Annotated in this window: 23 protein-coding genes; 13 read left to right on the top strand and 10 right to left on the bottom strand. The window is 74.5% G+C overall.

Annotated features, from left to right (window positions below):
• Positions 1 to 136: 136 nt before the first annotated feature.
• A complete protein-coding gene (locus tag ACFW3D_RS16110) occupies positions 137 to 580 on the bottom strand; it encodes an SRPBCC family protein (RefSeq protein ID WP_500504762.1) in 444 nt (147 codons plus the stop codon).
• A gap of 214 nt (positions 581 to 794) precedes the next feature.
• Here ACFW3D_RS16110 and ACFW3D_RS16105 point away from each other — a divergent pair, with 214 nt between their 5' ends.
• Positions 795 to 2,291 (top strand): S1 family peptidase, encoded by a 1,497-nt coding sequence (locus ACFW3D_RS16105; protein ID WP_500504761.1) that lies wholly within the window; start codon positions 795 to 797, stop codon positions 2,289 to 2,291.
• Positions 2,292 to 2,332: 41 nt separating this feature from the next.
• Positions 2,333 to 3,064 carry a class I SAM-dependent methyltransferase gene (locus ACFW3D_RS16100; protein ID WP_500504760.1) on the top strand — a complete coding sequence of 244 codons (732 nt, stop codon included), beginning with the start codon at positions 2,333 to 2,335 and terminating at the stop codon, positions 3,062 to 3,064.
• Here ACFW3D_RS16100 and ACFW3D_RS16095 read toward each other — a convergent pair.
• A complete protein-coding gene (locus ACFW3D_RS16095; RefSeq protein WP_500504759.1) occupies positions 3,031 to 3,957 on the bottom strand; it encodes a DMT family transporter in 927 nt (308 codons plus the stop codon). The two genes, ACFW3D_RS16100 and ACFW3D_RS16095, sit on opposite strands and share 34 nt — an antisense overlap.
• A 72-nt stretch (positions 3,958 to 4,029) precedes the next feature.
• Between ACFW3D_RS16095 and ACFW3D_RS16090 the strand changes: the two genes are divergently transcribed.
• Positions 4,030 to 4,950, top strand: coding sequence for a LysR family transcriptional regulator (locus ACFW3D_RS16090; RefSeq protein ID WP_500504758.1), 921 nt, complete (start codon positions 4,030 to 4,032; stop codon positions 4,948 to 4,950).
• A 61-nt stretch (positions 4,951 to 5,011) separates the two neighbouring features.
• Positions 5,012 to 5,527, top strand: a complete 516-nt coding sequence (locus ACFW3D_RS16085; RefSeq protein WP_500504757.1) for a mycothiol transferase — start codon at positions 5,012 to 5,014, stop codon at positions 5,525 to 5,527.
• Between the two features lie 368 nt (positions 5,528 to 5,895).
• On the opposite strand, the gene ACFW3D_RS16080 is transcribed toward ACFW3D_RS16085, so the two are convergent.
• Positions 5,896 to 6,279: a DUF6223 family protein gene (locus tag ACFW3D_RS16080; RefSeq protein WP_500504756.1), complete on the bottom strand. Its 384-nt coding sequence runs from the start codon at positions 6,277 to 6,279 to the stop codon at positions 5,896 to 5,898.
• 218 nt (positions 6,280 to 6,497) lie between these two features.
• On the opposite strand from ACFW3D_RS16080, the gene ACFW3D_RS16075 reads away from it, so the two are divergent.
• Positions 6,498 to 7,631, top strand: a complete 1,134-nt coding sequence (locus tag ACFW3D_RS16075) for a sensor histidine kinase (RefSeq protein ID WP_500504755.1) — start codon at positions 6,498 to 6,500, stop codon at positions 7,629 to 7,631.
• Positions 7,628 to 8,290: a response regulator gene (locus tag ACFW3D_RS16070; RefSeq protein ID WP_500504754.1), complete on the top strand. Its 663-nt coding sequence runs from the start codon at positions 7,628 to 7,630 to the stop codon at positions 8,288 to 8,290. The genes ACFW3D_RS16075 and ACFW3D_RS16070 overlap by 4 nt, the downstream gene beginning before the upstream one ends.
• A gap of 66 nt (positions 8,291 to 8,356) precedes the next feature.
• Here ACFW3D_RS16070 and ACFW3D_RS16065 read toward each other — a convergent pair whose 3' ends face one another.
• From ACFW3D_RS16065 to ACFW3D_RS16055, 3 genes are all read right to left on the bottom strand, one after another.
• Positions 8,357 to 8,965, bottom strand: a complete 609-nt coding sequence (locus ACFW3D_RS16065; protein WP_500504753.1) for a dihydrofolate reductase family protein — start codon at positions 8,963 to 8,965, stop codon at positions 8,357 to 8,359.
• Between the two features lie 87 nt (positions 8,966 to 9,052).
• A complete protein-coding gene (locus ACFW3D_RS16060; RefSeq protein ID WP_500504752.1) occupies positions 9,053 to 9,304 on the bottom strand; it encodes a hypothetical protein in 252 nt (83 codons plus the stop codon).
• A gap of 56 nt (positions 9,305 to 9,360) precedes the next feature.
• The gene (locus ACFW3D_RS16055) at positions 9,361 to 10,332 is read right to left on the bottom strand and encodes an aldo/keto reductase (RefSeq protein WP_500504751.1); all 972 of its coding nucleotides are present in this window, start codon (positions 10,330 to 10,332) and stop codon (positions 9,361 to 9,363) included.
• Positions 10,333 to 10,606: 274 nt separating this feature from the next.
• Here ACFW3D_RS16055 and ACFW3D_RS16050 point away from each other — a divergent pair, with 274 nt between their 5' ends.
• From ACFW3D_RS16050 to ACFW3D_RS16040, 3 genes are all read left to right on the top strand, one after another.
• Positions 10,607 to 11,272 (top strand): peptidoglycan-binding domain-containing protein, encoded by a 666-nt coding sequence (locus ACFW3D_RS16050; RefSeq protein WP_500504750.1) that lies wholly within the window; start codon positions 10,607 to 10,609, stop codon positions 11,270 to 11,272.
• A gap of 117 nt (positions 11,273 to 11,389) precedes the next feature.
• On the top strand, positions 11,390 to 12,634 hold the full coding sequence (locus tag ACFW3D_RS16045; RefSeq protein ID WP_500504832.1) for a PP2C family protein-serine/threonine phosphatase: 1,245 nt from the start codon (positions 11,390 to 11,392) through the stop codon (positions 12,632 to 12,634).
• A 106-nt stretch (positions 12,635 to 12,740) separates the two neighbouring features.
• On the top strand, positions 12,741 to 14,936 hold the full coding sequence (locus tag ACFW3D_RS16040) for an FUSC family protein (protein ID WP_500504749.1): 2,196 nt from the start codon (positions 12,741 to 12,743) through the stop codon (positions 14,934 to 14,936).
• Here ACFW3D_RS16040 and ACFW3D_RS16035 read toward each other — a convergent pair.
• Entirely contained in the window at positions 14,887 to 15,408 is a 522-nt protein-coding gene (locus ACFW3D_RS16035; RefSeq protein ID WP_500504748.1) for an HD domain-containing protein, read from the bottom strand. The two genes, ACFW3D_RS16040 and ACFW3D_RS16035, sit on opposite strands and share 50 nt — an antisense overlap.
• 41 nt (positions 15,409 to 15,449) lie before the next feature.
• The gene (locus tag ACFW3D_RS16030) at positions 15,450 to 16,145 is read right to left on the bottom strand and encodes a type 1 glutamine amidotransferase domain-containing protein (RefSeq protein ID WP_500504747.1); all 696 of its coding nucleotides are present in this window, start codon (positions 16,143 to 16,145) and stop codon (positions 15,450 to 15,452) included.
• Positions 16,146 to 16,251: 106 nt separating this feature from the next.
• Here ACFW3D_RS16030 and ACFW3D_RS16025 point away from each other — a divergent pair, with 106 nt between their 5' ends.
• Positions 16,252 to 17,214, top strand: a complete 963-nt coding sequence (locus tag ACFW3D_RS16025; RefSeq protein ID WP_500504746.1) for a LysR family transcriptional regulator — start codon at positions 16,252 to 16,254, stop codon at positions 17,212 to 17,214.
• A 16-nt stretch (positions 17,215 to 17,230) separates the two neighbouring features.
• Here ACFW3D_RS16025 and ACFW3D_RS16020 read toward each other — a convergent pair whose 3' ends face one another.
• Entirely contained in the window at positions 17,231 to 17,575 is a 345-nt protein-coding gene (locus ACFW3D_RS16020) for a hypothetical protein (RefSeq protein WP_500504745.1), read from the bottom strand.
• A gap of 118 nt (positions 17,576 to 17,693) precedes the next feature.
• Here ACFW3D_RS16020 and ACFW3D_RS16015 point away from each other — a divergent pair, with 118 nt between their 5' ends.
• A complete protein-coding gene (locus ACFW3D_RS16015; RefSeq protein ID WP_500504744.1) occupies positions 17,694 to 18,629 on the top strand; it encodes a MerR family transcriptional regulator in 936 nt (311 codons plus the stop codon).
• A gap of 19 nt (positions 18,630 to 18,648) precedes the next feature.
• On the opposite strand, the gene ACFW3D_RS16010 is transcribed toward ACFW3D_RS16015, so the two are convergent.
• The gene (locus ACFW3D_RS16010; RefSeq protein WP_500504743.1) at positions 18,649 to 19,218 is read right to left on the bottom strand and encodes a PadR family transcriptional regulator; all 570 of its coding nucleotides are present in this window, start codon (positions 19,216 to 19,218) and stop codon (positions 18,649 to 18,651) included.
• Positions 19,219 to 19,359: 141 nt separating this feature from the next.
• Between ACFW3D_RS16010 and ACFW3D_RS16005 the strand changes: the two genes are divergently transcribed.
• Both ACFW3D_RS16005 and ACFW3D_RS16000 read left to right on the top strand, forming a co-directional pair.
• Positions 19,360 to 19,782: a nuclear transport factor 2 family protein gene (locus ACFW3D_RS16005; RefSeq protein WP_500504742.1), complete on the top strand. Its 423-nt coding sequence runs from the start codon at positions 19,360 to 19,362 to the stop codon at positions 19,780 to 19,782.
• 111 nt (positions 19,783 to 19,893) lie between these two features.
• On the top strand, positions 19,894 to 20,904 hold the full coding sequence (locus tag ACFW3D_RS16000) for a questin oxidase family protein (protein ID WP_500504741.1): 1,011 nt from the start codon (positions 19,894 to 19,896) through the stop codon (positions 20,902 to 20,904).
• Positions 20,905 to 20,906 lie beyond the last annotated feature (2 nt).

Raw genomic sequence — 20,906 nt, 5'->3', positions numbered from 1 at the left:
GGCAGGCCCGGCGGGCGCGACCGCCGAGCACGTCACCCGGGTCCGCTGTCGGCGGCGGGCCCGGGTGACCCGCGTCCGCCGCCCGCAACGTCACGGGCGGCATGCCGGATCAGGATGCCGGGATGGGCATGCCGGGTCAGGAGGCCTCGACGGCGGCCTTGATCCGCTGCCCGAACGCCGGGGCGTCCTTGCGCGCGGCGCTCAGCGCCACTCCCACCAGCAGCTTCCCGAGGCCGTGCCCTTCCAGGTGGTTGAAGATCCGCACCCGGGTGGTGGTCTCGGAGACCGGCTCAAGGTCGTAACCGCCCTCGGCGGTGACCAGGTTCTTCGACTGCTCGGTCCAGCGGATCCGGTTGGGCGGGTCGAACTCGGTGATCCGGAACTCCCGGTGGGACTTCATCCCGGCGTCCTTCACGATGCTGGTGAACACCGTGCCGACCGCGGTCGCCGCGTCCGGCGTGCGCACGATCTCCTGCACCCGGGGGCTGAACTTGGGGTCGTTGCGCCCGTCCGCGAGGAAGGCGAAGACCTCCGCCACGGGACGGCCGACCTCGACGACCGCCTCGAACTGACCGCCCATGTCACTCCTTGATGGCTCGGTGGATCGCCGGCTGCGGCGACCCGGCCACGATAGAGCGCTTCGCCGGGCCGGGCACCCGGGCGCGTTCCGCATCGTCGCCGCGAACGGTGAGCACTGCGGCTTCCCCGCACGTATGGAAGGCCGGGTCCCCGCCGGGATCCGCGGCAGCACATGCCGGTGACCTGCAGGTACGGAAGCGGATATTGGGGGCACGGTGAGGCGCAAACGGCGTCAGGTGCAGCGCGCGCTGCGGCTCGTGGCCGTCGCGGGAGTCGTCTGCGGCGGAGTGATGATGTCGCAGGCCTTCGGGGCGGCCCCCGACGGCACGCGGACCGGGGGCGGCAGCCAGGTGCTGGACGCCCCGGACGGCGCGCAGGGCCCACAGGCCGCGCCGGACGCGGCGGGCCTCGCCAGGGATCTGGCGGCACGTCTCGGCGACGCGCGCACGGGCGGGAGCTGGGTCGACGACCAGGGCCGCCCGGTGGTCGCCGTGACCGACCAGGACTCCGCGGCCGAGGTCGCCGAGGCGGGCGCCCGGGCGGAGGTCGTCCGCTACAGCATGCGCGACCTGAAGGACGCGGCCGGCGCACTGGGCGATGCCCCGCGCGTACCCGGTACGGCCTGGTCGGTCGACCCCGTCTCCAACGAGGTCCTGGTGCTGGCCGACAGCACGGTCTCCGCCGAGGAGTGGGCGCGCCTGCAGTCGGTGGCGGACGGCATCGGCGGGCAGGTGCGCATGGAGCGCACCGGGGCGTCCTTCACGACCAGGACCGCGGGGGCCGCACCGATCCTGACCCGGGGCAGCCGCTGTTCGGCGGGCTTCAACGTCACCAACGGCACGACCGACTTCATCCTGACGGCCGGTCACTGCGGGCCGCCGGGCACCGGCTGGTTCGCCGACAACCAGGGGACCAAGCCCGTCGGCACCACCGTCTCGGCCTCCTTCCCCGGCGGCGACTTCTCGCTCGTCCAGTACCAGAACGACGGCTCGGACCACAGCAGCGTCGTCGGGGTCGGCCAGGGCCGCGTGGTCCGCATCACGGGAGCTGCCGACCCGTTCGTGGGGCAGGAGGTCTTCCGCAGCGGCAGCACCTCGGGGCTGCACTCCGGTCAGGTCACCGGGCTGAACGCGACGGTCAACTACCCGGAGGGGACGGTCGGCGGTCTCATACAGACCTCCGTGTGCGCCGAGCCCGGTGACAGCGGCGGCCCCCTTTTCGCGCAGGGATTCGCACTGGGGATCACCTCGGGCGGCAGCGGTGACTGCACCGCGGGCGGCATCACGTTCTTCCAGCCGGTGACCACGGCGATGGCGGCACTCGGTGTGAGCCTGCCGCGCGCCACGGACGGCGGTGACGCCCCGGCGCCGGCCGCCGGCGGCGGGACGCCGGGCGCGCAGCCACCAGCCTCCGCAGGCACACCCACCCGTGAGGCGGGCGGCGGCGCGAACGGCGGTTCCGGCGGCTCCGGCAACGGTCAGGGCGGGCAGCAGGCGGCTCCGGGGGTGCCCGGGGCCCCGACGGCGCCGGGTGGCGCGCCGGTCTACCCGGGCACCGCGAGCGACCCGACGGCGCTGGGCGCGATCGGCAGCGGCGGCGGCATCGGTCCCGGTCTGCTGATCGTCGCCGTCAGCTGCCTCGCGTTCCTGGCCACGCGGTGGATCCGTCCCGCCGCGGGTGCCGGGGGCTACGGCTCGGGACGCTGGGACTGACCGGCCGCCGCGGGCGGCCAGGCGCGGAGGATCATGGGGGTATGACCAGTTCACCACGTGCCCGCTCCTTCGACCGGGCCGCCGGACGGTACGCCGCGAACCGCCCCTCCTACCCGCCGGCCCTCCTCGACGCCGTGGAGGAGCTGGCGGGGCGCCCGCTGAGCGGTGCCCTGGTCGCCGACGTGGGCGCGGGGACGGGCATCGCCACCGCGCTGCTGCACCAGCGCGGCGCCCGGGTCGTGGCCGTCGAGCCGGGCGACGGCATGGCCGCGGAACTGCACCGCAACCTGCCGGACGTCGCCCTGGTCCGGGGCGACGGCGACCGGCTGCCGCTGGCCTCCGGCGCCTTCGACTTCGTGACGTACGCCCAGGCGTGGCACTGGACCGATCCGCGGCGATCGGTGCCGGAGGCGCTGCGGGTGCTGCGGCCGGGCGGCGCGTTCGCGCTGTGGCGCAACGACCCGGACACCTCGGTGCCGTGGATCGCCGCCGAGCAGGAGCGGCTGCGCGGCTTCTTCGCGGCGCTGTCCCACCCCCGGTCGGGGCGTCTGCCGGACGGACCCGGTTTCGCCGAGCTCCGCGTGCCGTGGTCCCGGCGGGTGCCCGTCGAGGTGCACCTGGCGAACATCGGCACCCAGTCGGCGTTCCTGGTGATCGGCGAGGAACGCTCCCGGGCCTTCCTCGCCGCCGAACGGGAGCACCTGGCCCGGCGCTTCCCCGACGGCATGGTGGACGAGCACTACGTCGTGGCCCTGGTCCTCGCGATCCGCTGACGCGGCCGCCGGCCGGCCCCGGGCGCCTCGGGCCGCCCGCGGTTGATCAGGACGACGCCCGCGATACCGATCGCACCGCCCGCGAGTTCGGCGGGCCGGGGGGTCTCGCCCAGCCATGCGAAGGCGACGAGGAGGGCCACCGGCGGTACGAGGTACAGGGCCGCCGTGGAGGTCGCGAGACTGAGCCGAGCGACCGCGTACCCCCAGATCACGAAGCCCAGTGCGGACGGCAGCAGGCCGAGGTAGACCGCGCAGGCGAGCGCGGAGCCGGGGGCGTGGGCCGCGGCCCGTACGGCGCCCGGGGCGAGCGGCAGCAGCATCAGGGTGCCGGCCCACATGGCGTAGCAGGCGACCTCCAGCCCGGTACGGCCGCGCAGCAGCGGCTTGGTGGCGGCGTGGTAGACGCCCTGGACGACGGCGGCGCCGAGGACGACGAGCGCTCCCGCGGTGAAGTGCGCGCCGCCTCGGGCGAGTGCGATGACGGCGGCGCCGCCGATCGCCACGAGGCTGCCCGCGACGACGGCGCGGGTCAGCGGCTCGCCGAGGAAGACGGTCGCGAGGAGCACGCTGAACACGGGGGCGAGGGCGACCAGCAGGCTGGCGGTCCCGGCGGGGACGTGGACCTCGCCCCAGTTGAGCAGCAGTTGGTACGCCGCCATGCCGGTCAGGCCGCACAACGCGATGAGCGGCACGTCGCGCCGCCGCGGTCGGCGGACGCCGAGCAGGGGTGCTGCCACGGCGAGCGCGGCCGACGCCACGGCCAGCCGCAGGAAGGACAGGGCGGAGACGCCCAGCCCCTCCAGCCCGACGCGGATGGCGGGGAAGGCCGAGGCCCAGAGCACGACGGTGCCGGTGAGGGCGAGGACACGGGGAGACGGGGCGGGAGGCTTCACGGGTTCCACTGTTCCGACTAGGATGACAAAGATCCAGTTACTATTTCTTCCACAAAGGAGAAGGAAGACTTAATGCTCGATGTCCGCCGGCTGAGTCTGCTGCGGGCCTTCTCGGTGCACGGCACGGTCGCCGCCACCGCCGAGGCGCTGCATCTGACCGGCCCCGCCGTCTCCCAGCAACTCGCCGCGCTGGAGAGGGAGACCGGGATACCGGTCCTGGAGAAGCAGGGCCGTACGCTGCGGTTGACCCCGGCCGGACGGCTGCTGGTGGAGCACGCGGAGGTGATCCTCGGCGATCTCGCCTCGGCCGAGGCCGCTTTGGAGAGGCTGCGCGGGGGCGCCGGCGGCCCGGTCCGCGTCGCCGCCTTCCCGTCCGCGGCCCGCACACTCCTGCCGCGGGTGTGGCGGCTGCTCGCCGACGGGGATGCCGGTGTGCCGTCCGGGCTCAGGATCGCCGAGCACGAACCCGACGCGGCGGTGGAGCTGCTGCGGCGGCGCGAGGCCGACATCGCCGTCGTCCACTCGTACAGCCTGCTGCCGCGCGAGGTGCCCGCAGGCTGCGAGCAGCACCATCTGATGGAGGACCCGGTTCTGCTCGCCGTCCCTCCCGCGCTCGCCGCCGAGCACGACCTGGCCCCGGGCGAGGCCGTCGACCTCGCGCTCCTCGCCGGGCAGGAGTGGCTCATGCCCGGGCCGGAGACCTCCTGCCACGAACTGACCCGGCGGGCCTGCGGCGCTGCCGGGTTCGTGCCGCGGCCGGTGGCGCTGGCCAGCGACTTCTCGGTGCTCACCGCCCTCGTCGCGGCCGGTGCCGGTGTCGCGCTCGTCCCGCGGCTGGCGCTGCCCGCCGCCCTGGACGGCGTCAGCCTGCACCCGCCCGCGCACCCGGTGACCCGTACGGTCTCGGCGCTGCTGGCCGCCGGCACCGCGGGGCAGCCGCCGCTGCGGCGGGTGCTGGAGTGTCTGGTGGCCGCGGCGGGACGGCACGCATAGCGTGGGCGGAGTGGCACCGCGGTGGCCGCGGCCGACCGGCACAGGAAACGAGGGAGCACGCATGAAGAGCGCGGATCTGCTCGCCGACGCCTTCGGCAGGATCCAGGAGACCGTCCACGAGGCGGTCGAAGGCATGCCCCTGGAGGGCCTGCACGCGCGGCCCGACGAGGGGGCGAACTCGATCGCCTGGCTGGTCTGGCATCTGACGCGCATTCAGGACGACCACGTGGCCGGCGTCGCGGGCACCGGGCAGCTGTGGACCGACGGCGGCTGGGCCGACCGCTTCGGTCTGCCGTTCGCCCCGTACGACACCGGGTACGGCCACCGTCCCAAGGACGTCGCCGCGCTGCGCGTGGAATCGGGTGAGCTGCTGACCGGCTACCACGACGCGGTGTACGAGCACACCGTGGGCTATCTGCGGACGCTGCGCGAGGCGGACTTCCCGCGCGTCGTCGACACCAGCTGGGATCCGCCGGTGACGCTCGCCGTGCGGCTGGTCAGCGTGGTGTCGGACGACCTGCAGCACGCCGGCCAGGCCGCGTTCCTGCGCGGCTGCGTGGAACGCGGCGCGCTCTAGCGGCCGTCGACGCCGCGCGATCCCGGACCGGGAGCAGCCACGACGCGAAGCTGCGCGCCCCGACGGACGAGCGGCCTCGACACGAAGCGAGGTCCAGGTCGCACGGCGGGCCCTGGAGGCGTCGTCGGCGTGGTCGCCTTCCGCGCGTGGGAGGGGGTGCTCCGTCCGGCTGTCCCGACGTCGCCGAAGACCCCGGACGCACCGTGTCGTGCGCACGCAGGCCGGCACCTTCCTCAGCGCGGCCCGCTGCGCCGCCGGCGTGCGGTGCGGCGGACCAGGGCCCTGACAGGACGTCAGGATCCTGCCGGAAGTACGAGGGGGCCGGCCAAGGCACCCCGGCGATCGGCCTTTCCGCCCGTCACCCGCGCTCAGGCAGCACGGCGGGAGCGGGTCAGCGCCCACTGGCCCAGAACCACGGCGACCACACCGATCACCACGGCCACGTAGCCGCCGACGATGCCGTTGCCGGTACCGGGGCCCCCGTCGGCGGTGACGACCACCAGCCCGCCGTTGACCACGGACACGAGTCCCGCCGCCAGCGCCACGGCTGCCGGGGCTCGCCCGTTGCCGATGCGGATACGCCCGGCGAGGGAAAGGAGGGCCAGCGCGCCGAGGGCCACGGCGACGAGCGCCAGCAGTGCGGCCGCGCTCGCCCAGACCCGCTCGGAGGTCAGGGTGTAGGAGCTGGTGGCGGCCAGCTGGACCGGGGTCTGTGCGAAAGCCGGTGCGGCGAGGACGGATCGAACCGACATGGGGTTCTCCTTCGTTTCCCACGACTGGACGTGGACCGAGCATGTCCGTCGGACCCGGCGCGGATCGTCCCGCAGGCGCGGTCACTTCGTGCTGCCGCACGCGGCGCACCGGACTGCTGCGGATGCCGTAGGAGCCGCGCGTGTACCGCGAACGCGGTAGCACGCCGCTCGTCCGCGAGCGGGACTCGCCCACGCAGGCATCCGGCTAGGGTGCGCGCATGGACGAAGGACGGTTCGGTGTCCCCGCGGTATCACCCCGTGCCGTCGACTGGCTGATCGCCGCCGGCGTGGCGGCGGCGCTGCTGGTCACCGGGCTGTCCGGGCGGCACCCCGCCGGGAGTCCGGCTGCGCTCGGCTCGGTACTGCTGGCGACCGGCGGCCTGGCGCTCGCCGGGCGCCGCCGGGCGCCCCTGCCCGTCCTGGCGGTCACCGGGCTGTGCGCCGTCGGTTACCAGGCCGCCGGCTTCGATGTGCCCGCCGTCGCCTACCTTTTCGCCGTGTACGCAACCGTGCGGGCCGGACACCGCACCGTCGCGGTGGCGGCGAGCGTGGCCATGCTGGCCGCGCTCCCCCTCGCCGCCCTGGTCTCCCTGCACGACACCGGCGAGGCCTTCGCACGGGCCCGCGGCGCGCTCGAGGTGGCCTGGCTGATCGCCGCCGGGGCCGCCGGAGAGGCGCTGCGGCAGGCCGAACGCCGGGCGGACGAGGCCGAGCGCACCCGAGAGGAGACCGCACGGCGCCGCGCCGACGACGAGCGGCTGCGCATCGCGCGGGAACTGCACGACTCGCTCACCCACCAGATCTCGATCATCAAGGTGCAGGCCGAGGTCGCCGTCCACGTGGCCCGCAGGAGCGGCGAACACGTGCCGGCGGCCCTGCTGGCGATCCAGCAGGCCGGACGTGAGGCGAGCAGGGAACTGCGCGCCACCCTCGAGGCGCTGCGCGATGACGACACCGCTCCGCCGCGTGGCCTCGACCACGTCCCGGAACTGGTGGAACGGGCCCGTGCCATCGGGCTGGAGACGACGCTGACGATCGAGGGGCAACAACACGGCGTGTCCGCCGCCGTGGGCCGCACCGTCTACCGGATCGTCCAGGAGTCGCTCACCAACGTCGCCCGGCATGCCGCCGCCGGCACGGCGTCGGTCCGGATCGACTGCCGCGCGGACACCCTGGCGGTCCGCATCGACGACGACGGCACGGCCGCGCCGGGCACGACACCGGTGCCCGGCGTCGGGCTGCTCGGGATGCGCGAACGCGTCACCGCCCTCGGCGGCCGGCTGCGGGCGCAGCCGCGCGCCTCGGGAGGCTTCACCGTCCATGCCGAACTCCCCGTGGACCGGACGTCGTGATCCGTGTCCTGCTGGTCGACGACCAGCCGCTCCTGCGCAGCGGATTCCGCGCGCTCCTCGACCTGGAGGACGACATCGAGGTGGTCGCCGAGGCCTCCGACGGGGAGCAGGGCCTGGCCCTGGTCAGGGAACACCTCCCCGACATCGCCCTCGTCGACATCCGCATGCCGGTCCTCGACGGCATCGAGGCCACCCGGCGCATCGCCGCGGACCCGGCGCTCGCGGGGGTGCGCGTCGTCATCCTGACCAACTACGGCCTGGACGAGTACGTCTTCCACGCGCTGCGCGCGGGCGCCACCGGGTTCCTCGTCAAGGACATCATGCCGGAGGACTTCCTCCACGCCGTACGCGTCGCCGCCCGCGGGGACGCCCTCCTCGCACCCGCGATCACCCGCAAGCTGATCGACAGGTACGTCTCCCAGCCGCCGGACACCGGCACCGGCGCGGCGCTCGAACAGCTGACCAACCGCGAACGCGAGGCCGTCGCCCTGGTCGCGCGGGGCCTGTCCAACGACCAGATCGCCGACCGCATGGTGATCAGCCCGACGACCGCCAAGACCCATGTCAACCGGGCCATGACCAAACTCCACTGCCGCGACCGCGCCCAACTGGTCGTGCGCGCCTACGAATCCGGCCTGGTGGCTCCACGCACCTCCTGATGTCCGATTCACGGCATGCAGCCGCCTCCCCCGATTCGAGGGAGTCGTCCTGTCGGAATCACTGCGTCAGCGACCGGCCTGCCCGGCATCGTCGGCGTCGGCGTCGGCGTCGGCGTCGGCCCGGTCGTACTGGAGCAGCACGACCCCGTTGCCGAAGGTCCGCGTCCCGGTGTGCCGGAGGGCGGTGAGGGTGCCGGCGTCGGGGAAGGGCGTCCTGCCCCGGCCCAGCAGGACGGGGTGGACGTAGATCCGGAACTCGTCGACCAGGCCCAGCCGCAGGAACGAGGCGGCGAGGTCGGCCCCGCCGAGCACCAGGTCGCCGCCGGGCCGCGCCTTGAGCTCCGCGACCTCCTCGGCCACGACCTCGCGCACGATCGTGGTGTTCCAGTCGGCCCGCTCCAGCGTCCGCGAGTACACGAACTTCGGCATGCCGCGCCAGATCCCGGCGAACTCCGCCTCGGCGGGGCTGCTCCGCGGGTCGGCGTCGGCCGTCGGCCAGTAGGCGGCCATCAGTTCATGGGTGACGCGGCCGCTGATGAAGCCTCCCATCACCTTCAGCCGCTCGTTCATGTGGCGGTGGAGTTCCTCGTCCACCAGATGCCAGTCGATCTCGCGGCCGGGTCCCTCGAAGTAGCCGTCGAGGGACACCGCCATCTGCATGATGATCTTTCGCACGGCGGTCCTCACCTGGGTTGCCTACGACCCACTGGGTTGCCTACGACCCACCGGACGATACGCCCCCCGGGGCCCCGGCGGGGCGCTTCAGGAGCGCGCGCCGGTCGCACCGGAGGTCCCCGCCGGCTCCTCGACGGCGCTGAGCGGGGCGGCCAGGGACTCCGTGCCGCGCCGCTCGGCACGGACGCCGACGGCCGCCGCGACCAGAACCGCGAGTGTCTTCAGGGCGGCGCCGAGGCAGAAGGCGAGGGTCGTGTCGCCCGGCTCACCGCTGCCGTGCGCGACGCTCCCGGCGGATCGGCGTGGGCCGTCGACGCCGACATGGCCGCCTCCGTGCACGGCCCGTTCCGTCCGGAAGCGCGCCCTCCCCCGAGGGGGCGTTCATGCTGCGGCGGTCAGCCGTAGAAGTTGCGCTCCCAGCGGTGCCGGGCCAGGACGGTGAGCTGTTCCGGCGTCAGCGGGCGTCCGTCGCTGAGCGCGGTGTTCCGCTCGACGTTGCGCACCGACCGCATTCCCGGGATGACGGTGGAGACCGCGGGGGCGCTCAGCACGAACCGCAGGGCGGTCTCGGCCATGTCGTCCCGGTCGATGCCGAGGTCGGCGACGATGGCGTCCACGCGCCGCTCCACCTGCCCGGGGCGGTCGTCGCGGAAGTAGCGGTTGCGGAAGTCGCCTTCGGGGAAGGTGGCTCCTGCGGTGATCCGGCCCGTCAGGCCGCCCTCGTCGAGGGCGACGCGGACGATGACGCCGACACCGTGCTCCTCGCAGGCGGGCAGCAGCGCGTCGGCCGGCGCCTGGTCGAAGACGTTGTAGATCACCTGCACCGTGTCCACGAGCCCGCTGCGGACCAGCGCGAGGGCGTTGTCCGGCTCGTGGTCGTTGACCGACACCCCGAAGAGCCGGATCTTGCCCTGCTTCTTGAGGTCGGCGACGGTCTCCGCCCAGTCCCCGCGGCCGACCCACTCGTCGCTCCAGACGTGGAACTGGAGCACGTCGAAGTGGTCGAGCCCACTGGCCCGCAGGCTGGTGTCGAGGCTCTCGCGGATGTGGTCGCCGGGGAACGCGTCCGCCGGGTCCACTCCGTCGGGGGCGGGCCACAGCCGGTTCCTCGGCGGCACCTTGGTGGCCACCAGCACCTCCTCGCCGGCCCGTGCGCGCTCGCGGACGACCCGTCCGACGATGCGCTCGCTCTCGCCGTAGCCGCGGGCGGTGTCGATGAGGTTCACCCCGAGGTCCACGGCCCGGTTCAGGGCGCGTACGGACTCGTCCTCGGTCGCGCCCACCCAAGCGGACTCGCCGATCCCCCAGGCTCCGTAGCCGATCTCCGACACGCGCAGCCCGCTGCGTCCCAGGTCCCGGTAGCGCACAGTCGTCCTCCATTTGGTGCCGTCACCCGCGGAGCGGTCTCCGCAGCCACGACGATAGGCGACCGGCCCCCGCAAGGTCATCACGTCTCCGCGCCCGCCCACCGCGGGCGACCGCGCGCATACTCCAACAGGGCCCGGGCCGCGAGGAATTCGGAGATTCCGGGCCGTTGCCGGTCGGCGGGTCATAGCGTGGTCGGCCCGTAACGGATGACGGGGGGAGAACAGGGGGACCGCTGTGCCGAACCCGTCCCGCGGAGGACCGTCACGGCGCCGCATGATCGAGCCGACGCGCATCATCCCCGCCCGGGAGGCGCCCGGGGGGCCGGACGAACCGTGGGAGGAGTCCCTCGACCTCTTCCGTCCGGCGGGCGGCTCCGCCCCGCCCCCGGGGGACGGCCCCGGCACCCGGCCGCCGCCGCGCACCGAGCGGTTTCCCCGGCGGCCCGCCGCTCCCCCGCCCGCCGACCCCCGTGCCGGGGCCCGGACGGCACCGCCGCCCCGGCGCGCCCCCCGCACCACGCGTGCCGTGCGCATCGCCGTGCTGACCGGCACCGGCGGTGCCGCCGGATTCGCACTCGCGCTGGCGCTGCTCTCCCCCGGCGTCCTCCACCCCGGCGCGCCCCAAAGTGCCGCCCCTGCCGCACCCACCGCGCCCGGCACGCCCACGGCGGCCGCTCCCGGGTCCCCCGGAGCGGGCGCTCTCGGCGGGGTACTCCGCGAGGGCGACACCGGACCGGCCGTCAGCGAACTGCAGGCCCGGCTGCTGCGCATCCCGGACGTGTACGCGGGCGGCGCCGTCGACGGCCGCTTCGACGGCCGCCTCGCCGCTGCCGTCGCCCGGTTCCAGGTCTGGTACGGCGTCCGCGGCGACGAGAGCGGCGAGTACGGCGACGCCACGCGGCGCGACCTGGAGTCCCGTACGTCGCTCGCCTCGGGCTGACCACCGGCGGCCCGGCCGGGGGCGGCGCCCGCCACGCGACAGGTGAGGACGCCGAACGGCTTATAGATTGGTGGCGTGGCCCTGCCCGAGCGGGGGGACGACGAGAAGCACACCGCGGTGACACCGCAGATCGACTACGCGGCGCTCTTCGCGGCGACGCCCAGCCCGTACCTCGTACTGGACGCGGCGCTGGTCATCGTGGGCGTCAACCGGGCGTACCTGGAATCGACCAGGCGCACCCGCGACGACCTGATCGGGCAGTACATCTTCGACGCGTTCCCGGACAACCCTGCCGACCCGCTCGCCGACGGGGTGCGCAACCTCAGCGCCTCCCTGCACCGGGTGCTGGCCTCCTGCGAGCCCGACACGATGGCGCTGCAGAAGTACGACATCCCGCTGGTGGCCGAGCCCGGCAGGTTCGAGGAGCGCTGGTGGAGCCCGATCAACACCCCAGTCCTCGGGCCGGACGGCACGGTGGCGTGGATCATCCACCGGGTCGAGGACGTGACGGCCTTCGTCCGGGCCCGCCGGCACCGGCACGAGCTGCAGGGCTCCGACCTGAGCGAGCGGGAGCAGGCGATGGAGGCCGAGCTGTACGCACGGGCCCGGGAGCTGCAGCGCCTCAACGACCAGTTGCGCCAGGCCCACGCCCGCGAGCGGCAGGTCGCCCTGACGCTGCAGGAGGCCATGCTCCACTCGCCGGACCTGGCCCAGCACAAGGACATCGCGGTGCGCTACCTGCCGGCCGCGGGCTCGCTGAACGTGTGCGGCGACTGGTACGACGTGGTCAACCTCTCGCCCGGCTGCTACGCGGTGGCGGTCGGCGACGTCGTGGGCCACGGTCTGGAGGCCGCCAGCGTCATGGGGATGCTGCGCAGCGCGCTGAGCGCGGCGATGCGCACCGTCGACGGGCCCGCGAAGGCCCTGGAGGTCGTCGGCCAGTACGCCCGCTGCGTGGAAGGCGCGCTCGCCACCACCGCCGTCAGCGCGCTGATCGACAAGGAGCGGCACACGATCCGCTACAGCAGTGCCGGGCATCCGCCGCCCGTGCTGCTCCACGGCGACGGCCGCTGCGAACTGCTGGACCGGGCCACCGACCCGCCCCTGGGGGCCCGCCCCGCCCACGTCACCCGGCCGCAGGCGGTCGTGTCGTACCGCCCGGGGGACACGCTGGTGCTCTACACCGACGGGCTGATCGAACGCCGCAAGGAGGACATCTACACGGGCCTGGCCCGGCTGACCTCCGCGCTGGCCGAGAAGCCCGGTCTCGCCGCGGAGCGGCTCGCGGACGCCCTGCTGGCCCGGCTCGGCGTCACCGGGGGCTCGGCGGACGACATCGCGCTGGTCACCGTACGTCTGTGAGGCGCCGGCGCGGCCGGACCGCGCGGTGGCCGGGCGGTGCGGCCCGGCCTACGGTGATCTGGAGGGGTCCGGCGTGTCGTGGACCCGAGCAGCGAGGAGGCCGCGGGTGCCCGGTCGCGGTGGGCTGGAGTGGGTGCGGGCGCGTGATCCGGGCTTCCGGGCGGTGCGCCGTTCCGCGCGGGTGACGCTGGTGGCGTGCCTGAGCTTCTACGTGGCGCGGTACGGCTTCGGCGACCCGGTCGTGGCGATCTACGCCCTCTTCGGCGCGGTCGCCTCCGGCGCCCTCTCGTACGTGCCCGGTACGCCGGGCGAACGCGCCCGGACGCTGCTGGCCGCGCTGCCGGTGGCCGTGCTGCTGGTCGCCCTGGGGACGGTGCTGGCCGTGAGCGACTGGACGGCGGCGCTGGGGATGCTCGGGGTCGGCTTCGCGGTGACGTACGCGGGGGTGGGCGGGCCGAAGCTGGTGGGGCTCGCCAACGGCCTGCAGTTGTTCTACATCCTGCCGTGCTTCCCCCCGTACCAGCCGGAGACGTTGGGCCTGCGCCTGTGCGGACTGGTGGTCGGCGTGCTGCTGATGGCCGCGGCCGAGCTGTGGGTGTGGCCGCAGCCGTCTCCCGGCCGCTACCAGGACCGGCTCGCCCAGGCGTGCGACACCGCGGCGGAGGCCCTGCAGTCGCTGGCGCTGGAGCCGCCGGTGGTGCGGGAGCGATCGGAGGGCCTGCTGGCGGCGGCGCAGGGACTGCGCATGAGCCACGTGCCGAAGGACGAGCGCCCGACGTCGGCGGGGGCGCGCGACCGGGCACTGTGCCAGGGGGCCGCGTACCTGCGGCACCTGCTGGCGCAGACCGGGCAGTTGGCGGATGACGCGGCGGAGCGCTCTCCGGCCGCCGACCCGGCGCGGTCGCGGATGCTGCTGGCCTCGGCCACCGCCTGCCACAGCGCCGCCCGCGCCCTGCGGGGCGAGGCACCGGCGCCCCTGGTCGCCCCGTGCGCGGCCGCGGCGACGGCGTTCGAGGAGCACCGGGCGCGCCGGCCGGTGTCCGGGGCGGCCTCCGCGACGACGGTGCGGGACGGGGCGATCGCCCTCGACGTCGCGTACACCGCGGCCTTCCTGGTGACTTCGGTGCGGATCGCGCTCGGCGCGCCGGTGCGGTCCGAGGCCTCGCGGCCCGCGGAGGGGCCGGGGCCGTTCTGGTACGCGGGGCAGTCGCCCGTCGCGCTGTACGGGCACCGGATGCGGGCCCACCTCACGCCGCGTTCGGTCTACTTCCAGAACGCCGTGCGCATCGCGCTGGCGCTGGCGGCGGCGCGGCTGATCGCGGGCGGGCTCGAGCTGTCGCACGGCTTCTGGGCGCTGCTGACCACGCTGACCGTGATGCGCACCAGTGCCGCCGGCACCCGTACGACCGTGGTCCCCGCGGTGCGGGGCACGCTGGTCGGGGCCGGGGCGGCGGCGGTGCTGCTGGGGTTCGTGGGCGACCAGCCCCTGGTGTACGCCGTCGCGATGCCGCCGGTGTTCTTCCTGGCGTTCACCGCGGGGCCGCTGCTCGGACTCGGCTGGGGCCAGGCCTTCTTCACGCTCGCGGTGGCAACCGCCTTCACGCAGATCGCCCCCGCGGGTCCGGAACTCGCCGCGTTCCGGATCGCGGACGTGGTGACGGGCGTGCTGACCGGCACCCTCGTCGGGTTGCTGGCCTGGCCGCGGGGCGGCACGGGCGAGCTGGGGCGGGCCTGTTCGCGGCTGCTGGACCAGGGCACCCGGGCGGTCACCCAGATCACCGACTGCATCACCGGCACGGGGCCGATGGGCGACGCGCTGCCGCGGGCCCGGCTCGCCCAGCTGATCGCGGAGGCGAGCTACGCGCAGTTCGCGACCGAACGCGACGCCCCCGGCGCCGAACCGCCCCTGCCGACGGATTTCCAGGCGATCGTCCTGGCCGGGAACCGGGTCCTGACCATGGGACAGACCCTGGTGGACCACTGCCCGCCGGGCGCTCTGGCGGCCTGGCCGCTGAGCGCCGCGCACCTGCGGGACGCGGCGCACCATCTGCGGCTGACGACACTGCCGCTGACGTACGACCTGCGCTCGGGGAGCATGCGTCCGGCGCCCGACGAGTCCCCGGACCGGAACGTGCCGACGGACCGCACCGTCATCGCGGACGTCTGCGCGGCGTCCGGCGGCCGGGCGCCGGACCCGCTGCTGTACTACGCCGTCGACGCCGCGATCTGGCTGGCCAGCCTGCAGCGGGTGGTCACCGCGGTCCGCCGGCCGGCGGAAGGTCCGGCAGCAGCGCAGTGTTGACGACCGCCAGGATCGCGGCGACGTCCTCACGGGGCACCGCGGGCCACAGGATCGCGCGTGCGCGGCGGTACTTGGCGGCCAGCCGCAGCCGCTGCGCCTCGTCGAGGCGCGCGGCCCGTTCCGGGTGGCTGTTGTGGGCGTTGTCGGCGATCTTCACCAGGGCCGCGTCGCGGCAGGCGGTGATCCGCCGCAGCTTGTCCTCGTAGGGAACGCCCGGCTGGTTGGTGACCTGCTCGACGACGGCGACGACCCGGTCCGGGACGCCGGCGGCGCGCAGCCGGCCGGCGGTCCAGGGGGTGTCCTCGATGATGTCGTGCAGGAGCCCGGCCATCTGCAGTTCCGGGCCGAAGGCGGCGAGCCCCGCCGCGACCGCCCGCACGTGCTCGATGTAGGGCACGCCGATGCGGTCGGTCTGCCCCTCGTGCGCCAGGCGGGCCAGGGCGTCGGCGTCGGCCACGCTGTTCACCGTCATGGCACCCCATCCTCGGGGGCGCCGGGCGGGCCGGTCCAGCCTCAGTCCAGCGCGGCGAGCAGGCGCTCGGCCAGCGGGCCGGAGGAGGCGGGGTTCTGACCGGTGATCAGGTTGCGGTCGGTCACCACGTGGGGTGCCCAGGGCTCGCCCTCCTGGAAGTCCGCGCCGAGGGCGACCAGCCGGTCCTGCAGGAGCCAGGGAGCGCGGGCGGCCAGACCGCCCTGGATCTCCTCGGTGTTGGAGAAGGCGGTCAGCCGGTAGCCCACGAACGGCCAGCTGCCGTCGGCGCGTTCGGCGGCGAGCAGGGCCGCCGGGCCGTGGCAGACGACGCCGAGCGGCTTGCCCGAGTCGAGGGCGGCGGTCAGCAGGGCTCCGGAGACCGGGTCGGCGGCGAGGTCCTCCATCGGTCCGTGGCCGCCGGGGTAGAACACGGCGGCGTAGTCGTCGAGGTCCGCCTCCTCCAGCTTGATGGGATGCCGCAGCGCCGTCATCGCCTCCAGCTCCTCCGCGACGGCCCGGGCGCCGTCCTCCCCACCGTTGAACTCGGCGGCCAGACTCCCGCGGTCCACGGCCGGGACCGCACCGCCCGGGGTCGCGACGACGACCTCGTGCCCCGCGGCGGTGAGGACGCGGTGCGGGGTCACGGCCTCCTCCGCCCAGAAGCCGGTCGGGTGCTCGGTGCCGTCGGACAGCGTCCAGGACGAGGCGCCGGTCAGGACGAACAGGATCTTCGCCATGTCAGGTCTCCTTGGGGTGCTCGATAGCCGCCGGCCCGTGTCTGAGCGGGCCGGGGACCTCGACGGTAGGACGGGCAACCCATCGGTTTCCAATAGGATGACCATCATGAGCCATACGGATTCCAATGGGTCACCGGGAATGCGCCCGGGGCGCGGGGGCGGCGGCGCGGGCGGGGGGTCCCTGGACCTGACGCTGCTGCGCACCTTCCTCGCGGTGCACCGCGCGGGTTCCTTCACCGCCGCCGCGCGGCTCCTGGGGCTCTCCCAGCCGACGGTGACCACCCAGATCCGTACCCTCGAAGGGCAACTGGAACGGGAGCTGTTCGAGCGGCTGCCCCGCGGGGTCGCCGCCACACCCTTCGCCGACGAGCTCGCCGGCCGGGTCGCCGAGCCGCTGGACGCGCTCGCCGCCGTCGCCGACCGCGGGCACGGCGACCCGGACCAGCCGGCCGAACCGGTCCGTCTCGGAGGCCCGGCGGAGGTGCTGTGCGAGCGGGTGCTGCCGGCTCTGGCCCCGCTCGTCGAGCGCGGTGTACGGCTGCGGATCGGCACCGGGCTCACCGACGACCTGCTGGAGTCGCTGCGGGCCGGACAGCACGACCTGGTGATCTCCACGCACCGTCCGCGCGGCCGCCTGCTCAGCGCCGTCCCCCTGATGGACGAGGAGTTCGTCCTGGTGGCCGCCCCGTCGCGGGCCGCCCGGCTGGACGTGGCCTCCGGCGGGCCCGGCGCGCTGAGCGGCGTCCCGCTCGTCTCCTACGCCGAGGACCTGCCGATCGCCCGCCGGTACTGGCGTCACGTCTTCGGCCGCCGGCTCGCCGCCCAGGCCGCCGTGACCGTCCCGGACCTGCGCGGTGTGCTGGCCACCGTCGCCGCGGGCGCGGGCTTCACCGTCCTTCCCCGCTATCTGTGCGCCGCCGCCCTCGCCGGGGGGACGCTCGTGCCGCTGCTGGAACCCGAGGACCCGCCCATCAACACCGCCTACCTCGTCCAGCGCCCCGGCCCCGACCACCACCCTCATCTCGGCCTCGTCCGCGATCTGCTGCTGCGCGAGGCCCGCTCCTGGTGACGTGCGGCGCCGGTGGTCAGGACGCGAGCAGCTTCAGCACGAGCACCGCGACCAGCACGAGCCACCCCGTCAGGAAGACCGCCTGCACGCCCGCGGCGGCCCCGAAGCCACGGCGCACGAGGACCAGGGCCGTTCCGGCGGAGTGGACGGCCGGGAGGCCGAGGACGGAGCCGTACACGGCGAGGTCGGCGGCATCGGGCCCGGGGCAGCCCGGCCCGTCGAGGCAGAAATCGTGGGTCACCTCCCACAGGCCGACGGCGACGTACGCGGCGACGGCCAGGAGGAGGCTGGTGAGGAACATCGCGACGGCGGTCAGGATCTCGGCACGCCGTGTCGGGAGGCGATCGACCGGAGGAGTCATGACGCGAGTCTGGAAGCCGGGGCGGGATCGCGCCTGAGTACGGGTACTCAAGCGCGGGCCCGCGGCCCCGGGGCGCATGCTTGAGTCTCCCGCGGCGGGAGACCCCAGGATGACGGACATGGACGACGACACCCTCCACACCATCGGTGACCTGGCCCGGCTGACCGGTCTGACCGTGAAGACCATCCGGTACTGGTCGGACAGCGGAGTGGTGCCGCCGACCGACCGGACACCCGCCGGCTACCGGCTCTACGACCGGGCCGCGCTCGACCGCCTGGCCCTCGTGCGCACGCTGCGCGACCTCGGCATCGACCTCGCGTCCGTCCACTCCATCCTGGACAGCGAGGTCACCGTCGCCGAGGTCGCAGCGGCCCACGCCGAGGCGCTGGAGGTGCAGATCCGCACCCTGCGGATCCGCCAGGCGGTGCTGCGGACGGTCGCGGGGCGCGGAGCCTCACCACAGGAGACGGAACTGATGCACCGACTCGCCACCCTCTCGGACCGTGAACGCCGCCGCCTCGTCGACGAGTTCGTCGACCACATCATCGGCGGCATCGACGTCGACCCCGGATTCCCGGCGATGATGCGCGCCGCGACGCCCGAACTCCCCGACGACGCCTCGCCGGAGCAGGTGGGCGCCTGGGTGGAGCTGGCCGAGCTGATCCAGGACGAGGACTTCAGGGCCGGAGTCCGCCGGGCCGTGGCCGACCAGAGCCGTGCGCAGGCGGAGGGCGGGCAGCCCGATCCGGCGGCGGCGCGCCGGACGGCCGACCTGCTGCGCGAGCGCGCCGGTGGCGCCGTGGCGGCGGGCATCGATCCGGCCTCACCGTCGGCCCGTCCGGTCGTGGCGGAACTCGTCGCCGCCTACGCGGAGTTGTCGGGCCGTTCGGACGGCCCGGAGTTCCGGGAGTGGCTGGCCGAGCGGCTGGAGATCTCCCACGACTCCCGTTACGAGCGCTACTGGCAGCTGCTGGCGCGGGTGGGCGGCCAGGAGGCACCGCCCGCGCTGGCCCCGGCGGTCGCGTGGCTGACGGCCGCCCTGCGGGCGGGATGAGGCCGGGAGCGGCGGGCCGTCAGCGTTCCTCGGCGACGCGGGCCCGCGCGCGCAGGACCCCGGCGGCCCGCCGGCACCAGTCCCGGTTGCCCTCCTCGAAGGCGAGGCCCCGCAGACAGGTGAGGTAGGGGCCGACGCGGCGGCCGCGGCCGAGGAACTCCTCCTCGGTACGGTCGCCGCGCATCCGCGCGAGGAGCCGTTCGAAGAGCTCGATCTTGGCGTCGGCGAAGGCGGCCCGCTCCCCCAGCCGGGCGATCAGCTCGCCCGCGTCGACGACGTCGGCGGCCTGCACCGCGACCAGCAGGTCGTCGCGGATGAAGGAGGGTTTGCCGACGGCCGCGGCGAACCGTTCCAGCTCGGCGACCCCGCCCTCGGTGACGAGGAAGAGCCGCTTGTTGGGCCGGTTGTCCTGGACGACCTCCCGGCCCGCGATCAGCCCCTCCTTCTCGAGCCTGGCCAGTTCGGCGTAGAGCTGCTGCGGCAGGGCGTGCCAGAAGTTGGCCACGCCGATGTCGAACGCCTTGGTCAGCTCGTAGCCGCTGAGTTCCCCGTCCAGGAGTGCGGCCAGGACCGCGTGCCGCAGGGCCATTCCGGCTCCCCTTCCGTCCGCTCCGTCCGCCTGTTCCGGCGTGCCGCGCTCTTCCGTGTGAACGCCCCTCATGATACTCAAGAAACTGACTATTCAATTTTCTGAGTGCCGGTGTCCGGAGCCGCACGACCAGGAGGAGCCATGACAGCCGCCGACCGCTTCCGGTCCGCCGTCGAACGCCGCGATCTCAGCGCGCTGGACGAGCTGTTCCACGACGACATCCGCCTCTTCAGCCCGGTGAAGTTCACGCCGTTCGAGGGCAAGCCCATGGTGATGGGGCTCTTCGGTGTCCTGCTGCGCACGTTCGAGGACTTCCACTACGTGGGGACCCTCGACGGCACCGTCGAGACCGGCACGGACGGCACCGAGGCGCCGTCGACCGTGCTGGTGTTCCGTGCCACCGTGGGCGGCAAGAACATCCACGGCATCGATTTGCTGCAGGTCGACGAGGCGGGATTGATCAAGGAGTTCACGGTGATGGTGCGCCCGCAGTCCGCCGTGCACACGCTCGGTGAGGCCGTCCTGGCCGGTCTCGTCGCGGACGGCCTCGTCCCGGCACCGTAGCGGCACTCCCCGGGCCGGCGGACCTGGCACTCCCGGGGCGGCGGACCTAGGCCCGGTCCTACGTCCCGGGCCGGTTACGCCGGCCGTGGCGCCCGGCCTACCGTCGTGGCCATGGATACGACAGGGACCCTCGACGAAGCGCTCCAGCGGCTGCACCGATCGGGGCCGGAACGGCTCGGGCGGCTCACCAACCACGCGCCGATGGCCGTCGAGGCGCTCGCCGCCCGCGGGCAGGCCCGTTCGGTGCACCGCTGGCTGGACCTGTACGCGCGCAAGCTCGAGGAGTTCCCGTCCGGCGTCGAGGCCGTCACGGCGGCCAACTGGCGTTCCGCGCTCGGTGATCCGCGCCGCGCCGCCGACTGGATCGAGCACTTCGGGCGCGAGATCGCCGAGCACCCCTGGCAGGAGGTGCTCACGCAGTGGTGGCCCCGGCTGCTGCCCGGCATGTACGGCGGCTCGACGCACCCGGTGATCCGGGTGGGCCACGCCGTGCGCAGCCTGCTCTCCGGCGAGAGCACCGCGCCGCGCCTGGCCGAACTCGCCCACGGCCTCGGCTACTGGGCCGCCCGCCACCGCCCCGTCGCGGAACTGGCCCCGCTGCCCGGCGCGGGCAGCGCGGCCGCCGCCCTCGACGCGGTGCCGCCCATCGCCGTACGGGACGGCGGGTTCCCGGCCCGGCTGGGCCGGGTCACGGGTCTGCCGGTGTGGGCACCCGCCGTCACGGACCCGCAGGAGGCCCGCGGACGGCTCACCGAGCTGGTGCGGGCGGCCACCCACCGGTACGCCACCCACGGCCACGGTGAGGAGACGATGCTGGTCCACGCGGCCACCGCGCCCAACGCCGTCCTGCGCACCCTGCCCGCACTGCCGCGCGCCCTGTGGGTCCCGAGTCTGCGGGCCGCCTGGACGGCCTCGGCGGCGGTGACCGCGATGTACGCACCGGACGCGCCGGTCGCGTACACCCCGCCGGGCACGTTCACACCCGAGGAGGTCTTCGAACGGGCTCTGGCCCACGGCGACGAACACGTCGTCAAGCTGACCGACACGGCTCTGGACGTCGGCGACGGGCAGGCCCTGGCGGCGGCCCTGCGCTCCGTCGAGCTGAGCGAACCACTGCGGTAGCC

The organism is Streptomyces sp. NPDC058864 (genome assembly GCF_042742985.1).
Lineage (GTDB): Bacteria > Actinomycetota > Actinomycetes > Streptomycetales > Streptomycetaceae > Actinacidiphila.
This window is presented reverse-complemented; position numbering and strand designations above follow the sequence as displayed.